The 13,384-nt window shown below is 63.6% G+C and carries 12 protein-coding genes; 8 read left to right on the top strand and 4 right to left on the bottom strand.

The genetic code is table 11. From position 1 onward, the window contains the following. Positions 1 to 97: 97 nt before the first annotated feature. Together ybbP and ybbA are read right to left on the bottom strand one after the other, a co-directional pair. The gene (gene ybbP / locus ACJ8J1_RS11470) at positions 98 to 2,530 is read right to left on the bottom strand and encodes a putative ABC transporter permease subunit YbbP (protein WP_442520342.1); all 2,433 of its coding nucleotides are present in this window, start codon (positions 2,528 to 2,530) and stop codon (positions 98 to 100) included. Further along, positions 2,527 to 3,213, bottom strand: a complete 687-nt coding sequence (ybbA, locus tag ACJ8J1_RS11465) for a putative ABC transporter ATP-binding protein YbbA (protein WP_004940192.1) — start codon at positions 3,211 to 3,213, stop codon at positions 2,527 to 2,529. The genes ybbP and ybbA overlap by 4 nt, the downstream gene beginning before the upstream one ends. On the opposite strand from ybbA, the gene tesA reads away from it, so the two are divergent. The 3 genes from tesA to ACJ8J1_RS11450 all read left to right on the top strand — a co-directional run bounded on the left by tesA (position 3,184) and on the right by ACJ8J1_RS11450 (position 5,557). Next, positions 3,184 to 3,822 (top strand): multifunctional acyl-CoA thioesterase I/protease I/lysophospholipase L1, encoded by a 639-nt coding sequence (gene tesA, locus ACJ8J1_RS11460; protein ID WP_162472522.1) that lies wholly within the window; start codon positions 3,184 to 3,186, stop codon positions 3,820 to 3,822. The two genes, ybbA and tesA, sit on opposite strands and share 30 nt — an antisense overlap. A 26-nt stretch (positions 3,823 to 3,848) precedes the next feature. Continuing rightward, a complete protein-coding gene (locus ACJ8J1_RS11455; protein WP_004940195.1) occupies positions 3,849 to 4,625 on the top strand; it encodes an SDR family oxidoreductase in 777 nt (258 codons plus the stop codon). A gap of 77 nt (positions 4,626 to 4,702) precedes the next feature. After that, on the top strand, positions 4,703 to 5,557 hold the full coding sequence (locus ACJ8J1_RS11450; RefSeq protein ID WP_033642135.1) for a co-chaperone YbbN: 855 nt from the start codon (positions 4,703 to 4,705) through the stop codon (positions 5,555 to 5,557). A 112-nt stretch (positions 5,558 to 5,669) separates the two neighbouring features. Here the strand turns inward: ACJ8J1_RS11450 and cfa are convergent, their stop codons facing one another. After that, positions 5,670 to 6,821: a cyclopropane fatty acyl phospholipid synthase gene (gene cfa, locus ACJ8J1_RS11445; RefSeq protein ID WP_033642134.1), complete on the bottom strand. Its 1,152-nt coding sequence runs from the start codon at positions 6,819 to 6,821 to the stop codon at positions 5,670 to 5,672. A gap of 319 nt (positions 6,822 to 7,140) precedes the next feature. Between cfa and ACJ8J1_RS11440 the strand changes: the two genes are divergently transcribed. Then, on the top strand, positions 7,141 to 8,046 hold the full coding sequence (locus tag ACJ8J1_RS11440) for an SPFH domain-containing protein (protein ID WP_004940203.1): 906 nt from the start codon (positions 7,141 to 7,143) through the stop codon (positions 8,044 to 8,046). A gap of 2 nt (positions 8,047 to 8,048) precedes the next feature. Next, complete coding sequence (locus ACJ8J1_RS11435; RefSeq protein WP_033642133.1) at positions 8,049 to 8,510, top strand: NfeD family protein; 462 nt, start codon at positions 8,049 to 8,051, stop codon at positions 8,508 to 8,510. Here ACJ8J1_RS11435 and cueR read toward each other — a convergent pair. Beyond that, complete coding sequence (gene cueR, locus ACJ8J1_RS11430) at positions 8,507 to 8,908, bottom strand: Cu(I)-responsive transcriptional regulator (RefSeq protein WP_033642132.1); 402 nt, start codon at positions 8,906 to 8,908, stop codon at positions 8,507 to 8,509. The genes ACJ8J1_RS11435 and cueR overlap by 4 nt on opposite strands. Positions 8,909 to 9,015: 107 nt before the next feature. Between cueR and copA the strand changes: the two genes are divergently transcribed. The 3 genes from copA to ybaK all read left to right on the top strand — a co-directional run bounded on the left by copA (position 9,016) and on the right by ybaK (position 13,375). Further along, complete coding sequence (copA, locus tag ACJ8J1_RS11425; protein ID WP_033642131.1) at positions 9,016 to 11,727, top strand: copper-exporting P-type ATPase CopA; 2,712 nt, start codon at positions 9,016 to 9,018, stop codon at positions 11,725 to 11,727. Between the two features lie 133 nt (positions 11,728 to 11,860). Beyond that, a complete protein-coding gene (locus ACJ8J1_RS11420) occupies positions 11,861 to 12,667 on the top strand; it encodes a TraB/GumN family protein (RefSeq protein ID WP_033642130.1) in 807 nt (268 codons plus the stop codon). Positions 12,668 to 12,895: 228 nt separating this feature from the next. Then, positions 12,896 to 13,375: a Cys-tRNA(Pro)/Cys-tRNA(Cys) deacylase YbaK gene (ybaK, locus tag ACJ8J1_RS11415; RefSeq protein WP_004940240.1), complete on the top strand. Its 480-nt coding sequence runs from the start codon at positions 12,896 to 12,898 to the stop codon at positions 13,373 to 13,375. Positions 13,376 to 13,384 lie beyond the last annotated feature (9 nt).

The raw sequence follows: 13,384 nt of genomic DNA, 5'->3' as shown, positions 1-13,384 counted from the left end.
CAATGAATGGGCATGAAGAGGAATTGCGCCAGTGACGCGCGAAAGAAAATCGGCAGGCCCGGCCACGCTTGGCGGCAACGGGCCTGCGATCGCCAGATCAGCCATCATAACTGAGGAACAGCGCCCGGCCGCGCAGCAAGCGCACGCCCAGCCAGCCGCCGCACAGCGACAGCAGCAGCGCGCTGGCCAGCGGCAGCGCCCACCACAGCACCGGCGTCGGCGTCCACGGGAAGTCGAACACCCGGCTTTGTAGCAGCCACAGCGCCGCCTCGGCCCCCACCGCCGCCGCGATGCCCGCCACCAGCCCCAGCAGGGCAAACTCGCACCACAGCGTGCGGCGCAGCAGCCGTTTACCGGCGCCCAGCGTGCGATAGACCACCAGCTCCTGCCGCCGCTGACGCATGCCGACCTGCACCTGCGCCAGCAGCAGCAGGCCGCCGCACAGCACCACCAGCACCACCATCACCTCCAGCGCGCGGCTGACCTGTTGCAGCACGCCGCCGACCTGTTTCAGGATCGCGCCGATGTCCAGCAGGCTGAGCGTTGGGAACTGGCGGTTGAGCTGGGTCAACATCCGGCCATCGCCGTCGTAGCGGAAGCTGGTGAGCCAGGTCTGTGGCTGGCCGTCCAGCGCGCCCGGCGGGAAGATAAAGTAAAAGTTCGGCTTCAGGCTTTCCCAATCCACCTGGCGCAGGCTGGTGACTTTGGCGCTGAACGCCTGGGTATCGCCGCTGAAGGTCAGCGTGTCGCCCAGCTTGATCTTCAGCCGCCCGGCGATGCCTTCATCCATCGAGACTTCGCCGCTTTTCGGCGGCCAATTGCCCGCCACCAACGGATTGTGATCCGGCAGCTCGGCCAGCCAGGTCAGGTTCAGCTCACGGTTCACCGCCTCGCCGCCCGGATCGTCCTCATGCACCCGTTCGGTCGCCACCTGCTGGTTTATCTCGGTCAGGCGCACCCGGACGATCGGGTAATAGGTTTCCGGTTTGATCTGGTGCTGCTGCAGGAAGGTTTTCACCTGCGGCACCTGCGCCTCGGTCATGTTGAGCAGGAAATAGTTCGGGCTGTCCGGCGGCAGCTGTTGCTGCCAGCGTTCGAGCAGATCGCCGCGCAGCACCAACAGCAGCGCCAACAGCATGAACGACAGCGAGAACGCCGCCAACTGGCTGATGGTCACCCACGGCTGATGCAGCAGGCGGTTGACCGCCAGCCGCAGCGCCAGACTCTTGAGCGTGATGCGGCGCAACAGCAGCAGGCTGCCCCACCCTATACCGCCCAGCAGCAGCGCCAGCACCGCCATGCCCGCCAGGATCGCCCACAGCAACGTGCTGGCTCCCATCAGCAACACCAACAACGCGACCACGATCGCCGCCGTCACCGGCAGGAAGTAGCGCAGCGGCCAGACGTTGGCTGCCACATCGCGACGCAGCACCCGCAGCGGCTGGGTGGCCAGCAACTGGCGATACGGCCGCAACCCGACCAGCAGCGAAATCAGCACCAGCGCACCGAGCGCCCACAGCCACGGCCAGACGCCGGCGGCGGGCAACGCGGCCGGCAACACCGGCTTCAGCAGGCGAATCAACAGCGCCTCGAACGCCAGCCCGATCGCCCCGCCGCACACCGCCGCCAGCGCCATCACCGCCAGCCACTGGCCGACGATCAATTTGCGCAGCGCGCCGCGCCCGGCGCCAAGGGTTTTCAGCACCGCGATCAGATCGTAGCGGCTGCGGCAATAGTGGCTCATCGCCACCGCCACGGCGGCGATCGACAACAGCAGCGTCAGCAGGGCCGACAACAGCAGGAACTGTTGGGAGCGCTGCAGCGACTTGCCGAGCGCGCTGCCGGACTCCTGCAGCCCGAACCAGCGCTGATCCGGCGTCAACTGCGGCGTCAGCCGTTCTTCGTAACGCTGAATATCCGGCTCGGCGCCGGCGAACATGTAGCGGTAGGTCAGGCGGCTGCCCGGCTGCACCGCGCCGGTCTTATCGACGTCCGCCAGGTTGATCATGATGCGCGGCGCGGTCTGGAATGGATTGAAACCGGCGTCCGGCTCCTGAATGATTTCACCGGCGATGCGCAGCGTGGTGTCGCCCACCTCCAGCGAATCCCCCACTTTCACGTTCAGCAGCGCCAGCAAACGCGGCGCCACCAGCACGCTGCCCGGTTCGGGCTGGATGTTGGCCGGGCGCGTTTCCAGCTTGCCGTACAGCGGATAGGCCAAATCGGTGGCTTTCACGTCCGCCAGCTGCGGCCGATCGCCGGCATAGGTCATGGTGGTGAACGACAGCTGACGGCTCACCTTCAGCCCTTGTTGCTGCGCGTCCAGCAGCCAGCCTTCCGGCACCGGATGCGCGCTGCGCAGCACCCGATCGCCGGCGATAAAATCGCGGCTCTGCTGGCTGAGCCCTTTGTCCATGCGATCGCTGATGCTGCCCAGCGCCAGCACGCAGGCGACGGAGAGCGTCAGCGCCAGCCACACGATCAGCAGCGACGGCGAGCGCCATTCGCGCCAGAACCAGCGCCAGATCATGCTTCCTCCCACAGCTTGCCTTCGCGCAGCCGCAGCCGCCGCTGGCAGCGCGCCGCCAGGGTTTCGTCATGGGTCACCAGGATCAGGGTGGTGTCAAAATCGCGGTTGAGGGAAAACAGCAGGTCGGCGATGCGATCGCCGGTCTGACGATCGAGGTTGCCGGTCGGTTCATCGGCGAACAGCACCCGCGGTCGGCCGCTGAAGGCGCGCGCCAGCGCCACGCGCTGCTGCTCGCCGCCGGACAGCTGCGCCGGCAGGTGATCGAGCCGTTTCCCCAGCCCCAACTGCTCGAGCAGCTGCACCGCCTGCTCGCGGCTCTGTCTGTCGCTCTCGCCGCGCAACAGCGCCGGCAGTTGCACGTTCTCCAGCGCGTTCAGCGTCGGCACCAGCATGAACGACTGAAACACGAAGCCGACATTCCTGGCGCGCAGCGCGGCGCGCCCCTCTTCGTCCAGCGCGGTCAGCGACTCGCCGAGCAAGCGCACCTCGCCTTCGCTGCCGTCATCCAGCCCGGCCAAAATGCCCAGCAAGGTCGATTTCCCCGATCCGGATTCGCCGATCAGGGCGATCGTCTGCGCGGGTTTGACAAGCAGCTCGACTCCGGTAAGGATGGTGAGCTGATGCTCACCCTGACCAACGTGTTTACTAAGATGATGAACTTCAAGAACGTTTTCCGCTGGCATCTTCCCTTCCTTTTGCTGTTGGGATTATTCAGTTTACGCGCTGCCGCCGCCGATACCTTGTTGATTTTAGGCGACAGTTTAAGCGCCGGTTACCGCCTGCCGATCGAGCGGGCGTGGCCGACGCTGTTGGCCGAACAGTGGCAGAAAAAACCGGGTGCGCCGCAGCTGGTCAACGCCAGCATCAGCGGCGACACCGCCGCGCAGGGGCTGGCGCGTCTGCCCGCGCTGCTGAAACAGCATCAGCCGCGCTGGGTGCTGATCGAGCTGGGCGCCAACGACGGCCTGCGCGGCTTCCCGGCGCAGGACGTACAGCGCGATCTCGGCCAAATCATCACGTTGGTGCAGCAGGCCGGCGCGCAGCCGCTGCTGATGCAGATCCGCATCCCGCCGAACTACGGCCGCCGCTATACTGAAGCGTTCGGCGCCGTCTACCCGGCACTGGCCAAGCAGTTCAACATTCCGCTGCTGCCGTTCTATATGGAACAGGTGGTGGTGAAGCCGGAATGGATGCAGGATGACGGATTGCACCCCAATGGGGACGCCCAGCCGTTTATCGCCACCTGGATGGCGGAGCGCCTGGAGCCTCTAGTAAAGCATGAGTCTCACTAAATTAGGGTCGTACACTAGGTAAAGTTATGCAAAAAGCGGTATTGATAACCGGCTGTTCCAGCGGGATTGGCTTGATTGCGGCGCAGGATCTGCGCAACCGCGGCTACCGGGTGCTGGCCGCCTGCCGCAAGCCGCAGGACGTGGAAAACATGCGCCAGCTCGGGCTGGAAGGCATCGAGCTGGATCTGGACGACAGTGCCAGCGTCGAGCGCGCCGCCGCCGAGGTGATCGCGCTGACCGACGGCCGACTGTACGGTCTGTTCAATAACGGCGGTTTCGGCGTTTACGGCCCGCTCAGCCGCATTTCGCGCAGCCAGCTGGAACGGCAGTTCGCCACCAACCTGTTCGGTACCCACCAACTGACCCAGCTGTTGTTGCCCGCGATGTTGCCGCACGGCGAAGGGCGCATTATTCAGACCAGCTCGGTGATGGGCCTGGTCTCCAGCGCCGGGCGCGGCGCCTACGCCGCCAGCAAGTTCGCGCTGGAAGCCTGGTCGGACGCGCTGCGCATGGAGCTGCACGGCAGCGGCATTCAGGTCAGCCTGATCGAACCGGGGCCGATCTCCACCCACTTTAGCCAGAACGTCAACCAGGCGCAGAGCGACAAACCGGTGCACAATCCCGGCATCGCCAAGCGCCTGACGCTGCCGCCGGAGGCCATTCTGCCCAAACTGCGCCACGCGCTGGAAAGCCCGCGCGCCAAACTGCGCTATCCGGTCACCCTGCTGGCGCACGCGATGAGCGTGCTGCGCCGCATTTTGCCGGGCCGCTGTCTGGATTGGCTGCTGCGCAGCAACGCTTAATTCGCCCGACGGGGTTGAAGAATGGCGGCGCGCCCCCATCTACACCCCATGGCTCCGCACGATCAGAGAGAAAAAAGATGCTAGCTCAAGCTGTTGTTGATATTAACGAAACTAACCTGCACCAGACGCTGGAACAATCGATGTCCACACCGGTGCTGTTCTACTTCTGGTCCGAGCGCAGCCAACACTGCCTGCAGCTCACGCCGGTGCTGGACAAGCTGGCGGCGGAATACGCCGGTCAGTTCATTCTGGCCAAGGTGGACTGCGACGCCGAACAGATGATCGCCTCGCAATTCGGGCTGCGTTCCATTCCGACGGTCTACCTGTTCAAAGACGGTCAGCCGGTCGACGGCTTCCAGGGCCCGCAGCCGGAAGAAGCGATCCGCGATTTGCTGCAGCGTTTCCTGCCGAAGGAAGAAGATCTGAAACTGGCACAGGCGCAGGAGCTGCTGGCCGCCGGCAACGCCGCCGAAGCGCTGCCGCTGCTGAAAGACGCCTGGCAGAGCAGCCAACAGCGCAGCGACATCGGCCTGACGCTGGCCGAAACTCAGATCGCGCTCAGCCGCAGCGAAGACGCTGAAGCGGTGCTGGCGACCATCCCGCTGCAGGATCGCGATACCCGCTATCAAGGTCTGGTGGCGCAGATTGAATTGTTGAAGCAGGCGGCGGACACGCCGGAAATCCAACAGCTGCAACAGCAGGTGCAGCAGCAGCCGGACAACGTCGAACTGGCGGTGCAGCTGGCGCTGCAACTGCATCAGGTCGGGCGTAACGAAGAAGCGCTGGAACTGCTGATGGGGCATCTGAAGAAAGATCTGGCCGCCGCCAACGGCAGCGCGCGCAAAACCCTGATGGACATTCTGGCCGCGCTCGGCACCGGCGACGCGCTGGCCGCTAAATATCGCCGCCAGCTGTACTCCCTGCTGTACTGATATCCGTCATACTTGAAGCTGCATCCAGGCGGCAAATGTGAGAAGCCCTGGGCGCTTAGATAACTAAGCGACCAGGGCTCGAACGTGCAGCCAGCTTGAAATATGACGGGGATTAGCGATAGACCCGCACCCCGCCCTCCACGCCCGCCGGGCTGAACAACACCTGCCACAGCTGAATGTTGCGCGAACGGAACGCGCCGGCGCAGGCGTTCAGGTAATAGGTGAACATGCGTTCGAAGCGCTCGGAATAACCGCCCATCAGATCCGGCCACGCTCGTTTGAAATTCTCCAGCCAGGCCATCAGCGTGCGATCGTAATCGGCGCCAAAGTTGTGCCAATCCTCCATCACGAAACGCCCTTCGCTGGCCTCGGCGATATGCCGCACCGAAGGCAGGCAGCCGTTGGGGAAGATGTATTTGTCTATCCAGGCATCGACGTTGAGATCGGTCTGATTGGAACCGATAGTGTGCAGCAGGAACAGACCATCGGGCTTCAGGTTGCGCGCCGCGACGCTGAAGTAGGTCTCATAGTTTTTCGGCCCGACGTGCTCGAACATGCCGACCGACACGATGCGATCAAACTGCCGATCCAGATCGCGGTAATCCTGCAGCAAGATCTCGACGTCCAGCCCGGCGCAGCGTTCCTGCGCCAGCTTCTGCTGCTCGGCCGAAATGGTCACGCCGTGCACCGAGACGCCGTAGTTTTGCGCCGCAAACTGCGCCAATCCGCCCCAGCCGCAGCCGATATCCAGCAGCGTCATGCCCGGTTTCAACTGCAGTTTTTCGCAGATCATCCTGAGCTTGGCCTGCTGCGCCTGCTCCAGCGTCTGCGCCTCTTTCCAGTAGCCGCAGGAGTATTGCATATAAGGATCGAGCATCGCCCGGAACAGGTCGTTGCCGATGTCGTAGTGCTCTTTGCCCACCTGCCAGGCACGCTTGCGCGATTGGCGATTGAACAGCCGGGCATAGGCGATGCGCGCGATGTCGCTCAGGCTTTTCGGCAGCCGTTCATCGACGCCGGCCTGCAGAATGCGGGTGAACAGCATGTCCAGCCGTTCGCACTCCCACCAGCCGTCCATATAGCTTTCGCCGAAGCCGAGCGAGCCTTCCTGCAAAATGCGTTTGAACAGCGCCGGGTTATGCACCCGGATATCCCAGGCGCGCGGGCCGTTGATGGCGACGCCGGCTTCCGCCAACATCTCCTCCACAATGCGATACCAGCGATCGTTCTTCTGGGCGAGTTCATCAACACTGAGCGAATCCATAACAATCCTTGGCCGAAATGTCATTTCAAAAAGCATAGTCGCAAATGAAAATGACAAATTTTTGACGGTAAACACGGGGGTGTTTTTACTCTAGCCAAGGCGAGCAACATCATGAAATGAATAAAAATTATTGAAATCATGCCATTTAGGCATACTTATTTTTCAGCTGTGCCACACTTGTCGTGACAACACTCTGTTCCAGACGCGGGATCCGCTGATCGCGGGTTTGGTCGGTGCCCTGGATTAAGTCGCGGTATCAGTAGGCATTTTTCCGGCGCTGTCGTAATATCTGTTTACATATGTCTGACAGGAGGTTTGCATGCTTACTTTTATTCCCATCGTGATCGTCGTCGCGCTGATTGTGGTGTTCGCCGGCGTCAAAATTGTGCCGCAGGGGTTCCAATGGACGGTAGAACGCTTCGGCCGCTACACCAAAACGCTGATGCCGGGCCTGAACCTGGTGGTGCCGTTCATGGACCGCATCGGCCGCAAAATCAACATGATGGAGCAGGTGCTGGACATCCCTTCCCAAGAGGTGATTTCCCGCGATAACGCCAACGTCGCCATCGACGCGGTGTGCTTTATCCAGGTGGTCGATCCGGCGCGCGCCGCCTACGAGGTCAGCAACCTCGAACAGGCGATCGTCAACCTGACCATGACCAACTTCCGCACCGTGCTCGGCTCGATGGAGCTGGACGAAATGCTGTCGCAGCGCGACAGCATCAACAGCCGCCTGTTGCACATCGTCGATGAAGCGACCAACCCTTGGGGGGTGAAAATCACCCGTATCGAGATCCGCGACGTGCGGCCGCCGGCGGAACTGATCGCCTCGATGAACGCCCAGATGAAGGCCGAGCGCACCAAGCGCGCCGACATCCTGGAGGCGGAGGGGGTGCGTCAGGCGGCCATTCTGCGCGCCGAAGGGGAGAAGCAATCGCAGATCCTGAAGGCCGAGGGCGAACGCCAGTCGGCGTTCCTGCAGGCGGAAGCGCGTGAACGCGCCGCCGAGGCCGAGGCGCGCGCCACCCAGTTGGTGTCCGACGCCATCGCCAGCGGCAACATTCAGGCGGTGAACTACTTCGTGGCGCAGAAATACACCGATGCGCTGCAGAAGATCGGTTCCTCCAACAACAGCAAGGTGGTGATGATGCCGCTGGACGCCAGCAGCCTGCTCGGCTCGATCGGCGGCATTACCGAACTGCTGAAAGAAAGCAAAGGCAAATAATCATGCTCGAACTGATCGCGGCGAATCCGCTGTGGTTCTGGCTCTCCCTCGGGGGCGTGTTGCTGGCGGCGGAAATGCTCGGCGCCGGCGGCTACCTGCTGTGGAGCGGCGTGGCGGCGCTGTTGGTCGGCGCCTTGATCTGGCTGCTGCCACCGCTTTCCTGGGAATGGCAAGGCGTGATCTTCGCCGTCCTGACCGTCGTCGTCGCCTATCTGTGGTGGTACTGGCTGCGTCGCCGCCCGGCGGCCGCATCCGGCGGTTCGCCGGTGCTCAACCAGCGCAACCGTCAGTTGATCGGCACCCGCGCCACGCTGACGGAGCCGATGCACAACGGCATGGGGCGCATTAATATCGGTGACAGCAGCTGGCGCGCGCAGGCGGCGGAAGATCTGCCCGCCGGCACCGAAGTGGAAGTGGTGGCGGTGGAAGGGGTCACGCTGGTGATCCGCGCCATCAGCCGTTAATTAGAACGACAACACCCCGCCAGGTTATTGATGATGGGGCACTCCGCCCCCTCGTCGCCCGGGCATTGTTCCGCCAGCGTCAACAGGCGCTGGCGCATGTTTCCCAGCTCGCTGATGTGCTTTTCGATCTCCGCCACCTTCTGCAGCGTGCGCGCCTTCACGTCGGCGCTGTGGCGGGCCGGATCGTTGAACAACGCTACCAGCTCGCGGCACTCGTCCAGGTTGAAGCCCACCTGCCGCGCCTGACGCAGCAGCGTCAGCTCGTCGACATGCTTGGCGGAATAGTGGCGGTAACCGTTGTCGCTGCGGATCGGGGCGGTAATCAACGCTTTCTCTTCGTAAAAACGAATCGTCTTGCTGGTTAAACCGGTTTTTTTCGCGACGTCGCTAATATTCACTTTCCCTCCTTGACCTTACCCTTGCTGGAAGGTTTAAGCTCCATTCTTAGTGAAAACAGGTCCGGCGGTCAACCTTTAAACACCGCCTTTACGCAAGGAGTTCAATCATGTCACACACCACTATGCTGGCATTGCAGGGGCTGTCCTGCATGAACTGCGCGCAGCGGGTGAAAAAAGCCCTGGAAAGCCGCAGCGATGTCGAACAGGCGGAGGTTAACGTCCATTACGCCAAAGTGACCGGCGAAGCGCCGGACAGCGCGCTGATCGACAGCGTGATCGCCGCCGGTTATCAGGCAGAAGTCGCGCCGCGCGCCGACACCGAATTACAGCTGAGCGGCCTGAGCTGCATGCACTGCGTCGGCAGCACCCGCAAGGCGCTGGAAGCGGTGCCGGGGGTGTTCGCCGCCGACGTCGAGATCGACAACGCGAAAGTGTACGGCGATGCCGATCCGCAGGCGCTGATCGCCGCGGTGGAACATGCCGGTTATCACGCCAGCGTGGCGGGCGCCGTCGTCCCAAAAACTGAGCCGTTGACTGACGCAACACCTTCGTTGCCGGACGTTCAGCCAGCGGCGCAGCCTTCTCTTCCGGCAACCGACAGCGCGGACGACAGCGTACAGCTGCTGCTCAGCGGCATGACCTGCGCCAGCTGCGTCAATAAGGTGCAGCAGGCGCTGCAAAGCGTTCCCGGCGTGGAGCATGCGCGCGTCAACCTGGCGGAGCGCAGCGCGCTGGTGACCGGCGCTGCCGATGCGCAGGCGCTGGTGGCGGCGGTGGAAAAAGCCGGCTACGGCGCCGAGATGATTCAGGACGAAACCGAACGCCGCGAACGTCAGCAACAGACCGCACGCGCCAACATGAAGCGCTTTAGCTGGCAGGCGGCGCTGGGGCTGGCGTTGGGTATCCCACTGATGGCCTGGGGGCTGTTCGGCGGCAGCATGACGCTGACGCCGGAAACCCAGCGCCCCTGGCTGCTGGTCGGCGTCATTACCCTGGCGGTGATGGTGTTCGCCGGCGGGCACTTCTACCGCAACGCCTGGCGCGCATTGATGAACGGCAGCGCCACCATGGATACCCTGGTGGCGCTCGGCACCGGCGCCGCCTGGCTCTATTCGATCGCCGTCAACATTTGGCCCGATTTCTTCCCGATGGAGGCGCGTCACCTCTATTACGAGGCCAGCGCGATGATCATCGGTTTGATCAACCTCGGCCATGCGCTGGAACAGCGCGCCCGCCAGCGTTCTTCGCAGGCGCTGGAGCGGCTGCTCGATCTGACGCCGCCCACCGCGCGGCTGGTGACTGACGACGGCGAGCGCGATATTCCGCTGGCGGAGGTGCAGCTCGGCATGACGCTGCGGCTGACCACCGGCGATCGCGTGCCGGTCGACGGTGAAATCGTGCAGGGCGAAGTCTGGCTCGATGAAGCGATGCTGACCGGCGAAGCGGTGCCGCAGCAAAAAGGCCCCGGCGACACGGTGCATGCCGGGACGGTAGTCGACGACGGCAGCGTGCTGTTCCGCGCCGCCGCCATCGGCAGCCAAACCACGCTGGCGCGCATCATTAAGCTGGTACGTCAGGCGCAGAGCAGTAAGCCGGCGATTGGCCAGTTGGCCGACCGCGTCTCGGCGGTGTTCGTGCCGGCGGTGGTGGCGATCGCCCTGTTCAGCGCGGCGGTGTGGTACTTCTTTGGTCCGCAGCCGCAGCTGGTCTATACGCTGGTGATCGCCACCACGGTGCTGATCATCGCCTGCCCATGTGCGTTGGGATTGGCGACGCCGATGTCGATCATCTCCGGCGTGGGCCGCGCGGCGGAATTCGGCGTGCTGGTGCGCGACGCCGACGCCCTGCAGCAGGCCAGCCAGTTGGATACCCTGGTGTTCGATAAAACCGGCACCCTGACGGAAGGGAAACCGCAGGTGGTGGAGATCCTGACCTTCAATCAGGTCAGCGAACAGCAGGCGCTCGGCTGGGCCGCCGCGCTGGAACAAGGCTCCAATCACCCGCTGGCGCGCGCCATCATGGAACGCGCCGCCGGGCAAACGCTGCCGCAGGTGGCGCAGTTCCGCACCCTGCGCGGCGCCGGCGTCAGCGGGGAGATCGATGGCGTGCAGGTGCTGCTGGGCAACGCCGCGCTGCTGAAACAACATCAGGTCGCGGCCGACGAACTGGAGGCGCCGATGCGCTCCCAGGCCGAACGCGGCGTGACGCCGGTGCTGCTGGCCGTTGACGGTAAACCGGCTGCGCTGTTCGCCATTCGCGATCCGCTGCGCGAGGACAGCGTAGCGGCGCTGCAGCGCCTGCACCAGCAGGGATATCAGCTGGTGATGCTGACCGGCGACAACCCGGTGACCGCCAACGCCATCGCCAAAGAGGCCGGTATCGATCGGGTGATTGCCGGCGTGCTGCCGGACGGCAAAGCGGCGGCGATCAAACAGCTGCAGGCGCAGGGCCAACGCGTGGCGATGGTCGGCGACGGCATCAACGACGCCCCGGCGCTGGCGCAGGCCGACGTGGGCATCGCGATGGGCGGCGGCAGCGACATCGCCATCGAGACCGCCGCCATCACCCTGATGCGTCACAGCCTGCACGGGGTGGCGGATGCGGTGGAACTGTCGAAGGCCACGCTGCGCAACATGAAGCAGAACCTGTTCGGCGCCTTTATCTACAATACGCTGGGCATTCCGATCGCCGCCGGCGTGCTCTACCCGCTGACCGGCACGCTGCTCAGCCCGGTGGTGGCGGGCGCGGCGATGGCGCTGTCATCGATTACCGTAGTCAGCAACGCCAACCGGCTGCTGCGTTTTAAACCCAGGAAGTAAGCTCCGGGGCGCCGTCAAGGCGCCCCGCTGTTTTCCGGGCTTCCCTGCGCGGCGGATAGCGTTTAGCATGAATGACGATTTTCCCTCGCCTTGCACGCGAAAACGCGCACCCGTTATTCAGGAGCCACGCCGTATGGGTCAACTGTTACGCCGCCTCGCCGCCTTTCTCGGCCTGATCTCGCCCAAAAGTTACGCTTATCCGGCGCTGGACATCACTCTGCCGGGCGAGCGTCGGCTCCATCTGGTGGGCAGCATCCATATGGGCACCGTCGATATGTCGCCGCTGCCGCCCCGGCTGGCCGCCCGGCTGCAACAGGCCGACGCGCTGATCGTCGAAGCCGATATCACCGATTCCGCCTCGCCTTTCGACCACGCCGAGCTGCAGCCGGCGCTGGAACAGCGCCTGTCCGCCGAAGAATATCAACAGCTGCTGGCGCTGTGCCACGAATTGGGCGCCGATCCGCACGCCTTCGCCACCCTGCCCGGCTGGCAGGTGGCGCTGATGATGCAGGCGCGGCAGGCTCAGCGTCTGGGGCTGCGCGCAGAGTACGGCGTAGATTATCAGCTGCTGCAGGCCGCCAGAGCGCAGGACAAACCGGTGATCGAACTCGAGGGGGCGCAGCAGCAGTTGGCGCTGCTGGAACAGCTGCCGGAAGGCGGCATCGCGCTGCTGCGCGATACGCTGGAGCACTGGCATACCAACGCGCGGCTGCTGCAAACCATGGTGAGCTGGTGGCTGGACGCCAAACCGCGCGGCACGCTGGACACGCTGCCGGCCACCTTCAGCGCCGGGCTTTACGACGTGCTGATGCATCAACGCAATCGCGACTGGCGGCGTCAGCTGGAGGCGCTGCCGGCCGGAGACTATGTGGTGGCGGTTGGCGCATTGCACCTGTATGGCGAGGATAACCTGCCGGCGATGCTGCAGCCGCAGGGGTAAAAAAGTGGCCAATATCGCTATTGGCCAGTCAAAGAGGAATTTCTTGTATTCTAGTTATACGCATAGCAACCGTGTTAACGGTTACAGTAAACAGGGTAGCAACCCGGTGAATATCTTGGCAACCCGCTTTATGTAACAGCCGCTCAGGTTGCCGGGCTGGTTGGATTTTTGTATTTTTAAGGCTGGTTATCACCCTTTCCCCACCGGGGACATTTTGGACAACACATCATGACGCCCGCAGTCGTTCTGCTTGAGAAACAAAAGGTCGCCTTCACCCTCCATCCTTATCACCACGACAGCGACGAAACCAACTTCGGCGATGAGGCGGTGAGAAAGCTGGGGCTGGATGCCGATCGGGTTTACAAAACCTTGCTGGTGGCGCTGAACGGCGACGCCAAACACCTGGCGGTGGCGGTCACGCCGGTCGCAACCCAGTTGGATCTGAAAAAGGTTGCCCGCGCCCTCGGCGCCAAAAAGGCCGAGATGGCCGATCCGCAGCTGGCGCAGCGCGTCACCGGGTATCTGGTGGGCGGCATCAGCCCGCTGGGGCAGAAAAAACGGCTGCCGACGGTGATCGACAGCCCGGCGCAAGCGTTCGCTACCATTTACGTTTCCGGCGGCAAACGCGGGCTGGATATCGAGCTGGCCGCCGCCGATCTGTGCCGCCTGCTGGCCGGCAGCTTCGCCGACATCGCCAAACGCGACTGACGCCGCGTA

Source organism: Serratia sp. CY37869, from assembly GCF_052168895.1.
In the GTDB taxonomy this organism is placed as follows: Bacteria; Pseudomonadota; Gammaproteobacteria; order Enterobacterales; family Enterobacteriaceae; genus Serratia; species Serratia ureilytica.
Note: the sequence above shows the minus strand (reverse complement) of the source record. Positions and strands in the feature narration are given on the sequence as shown.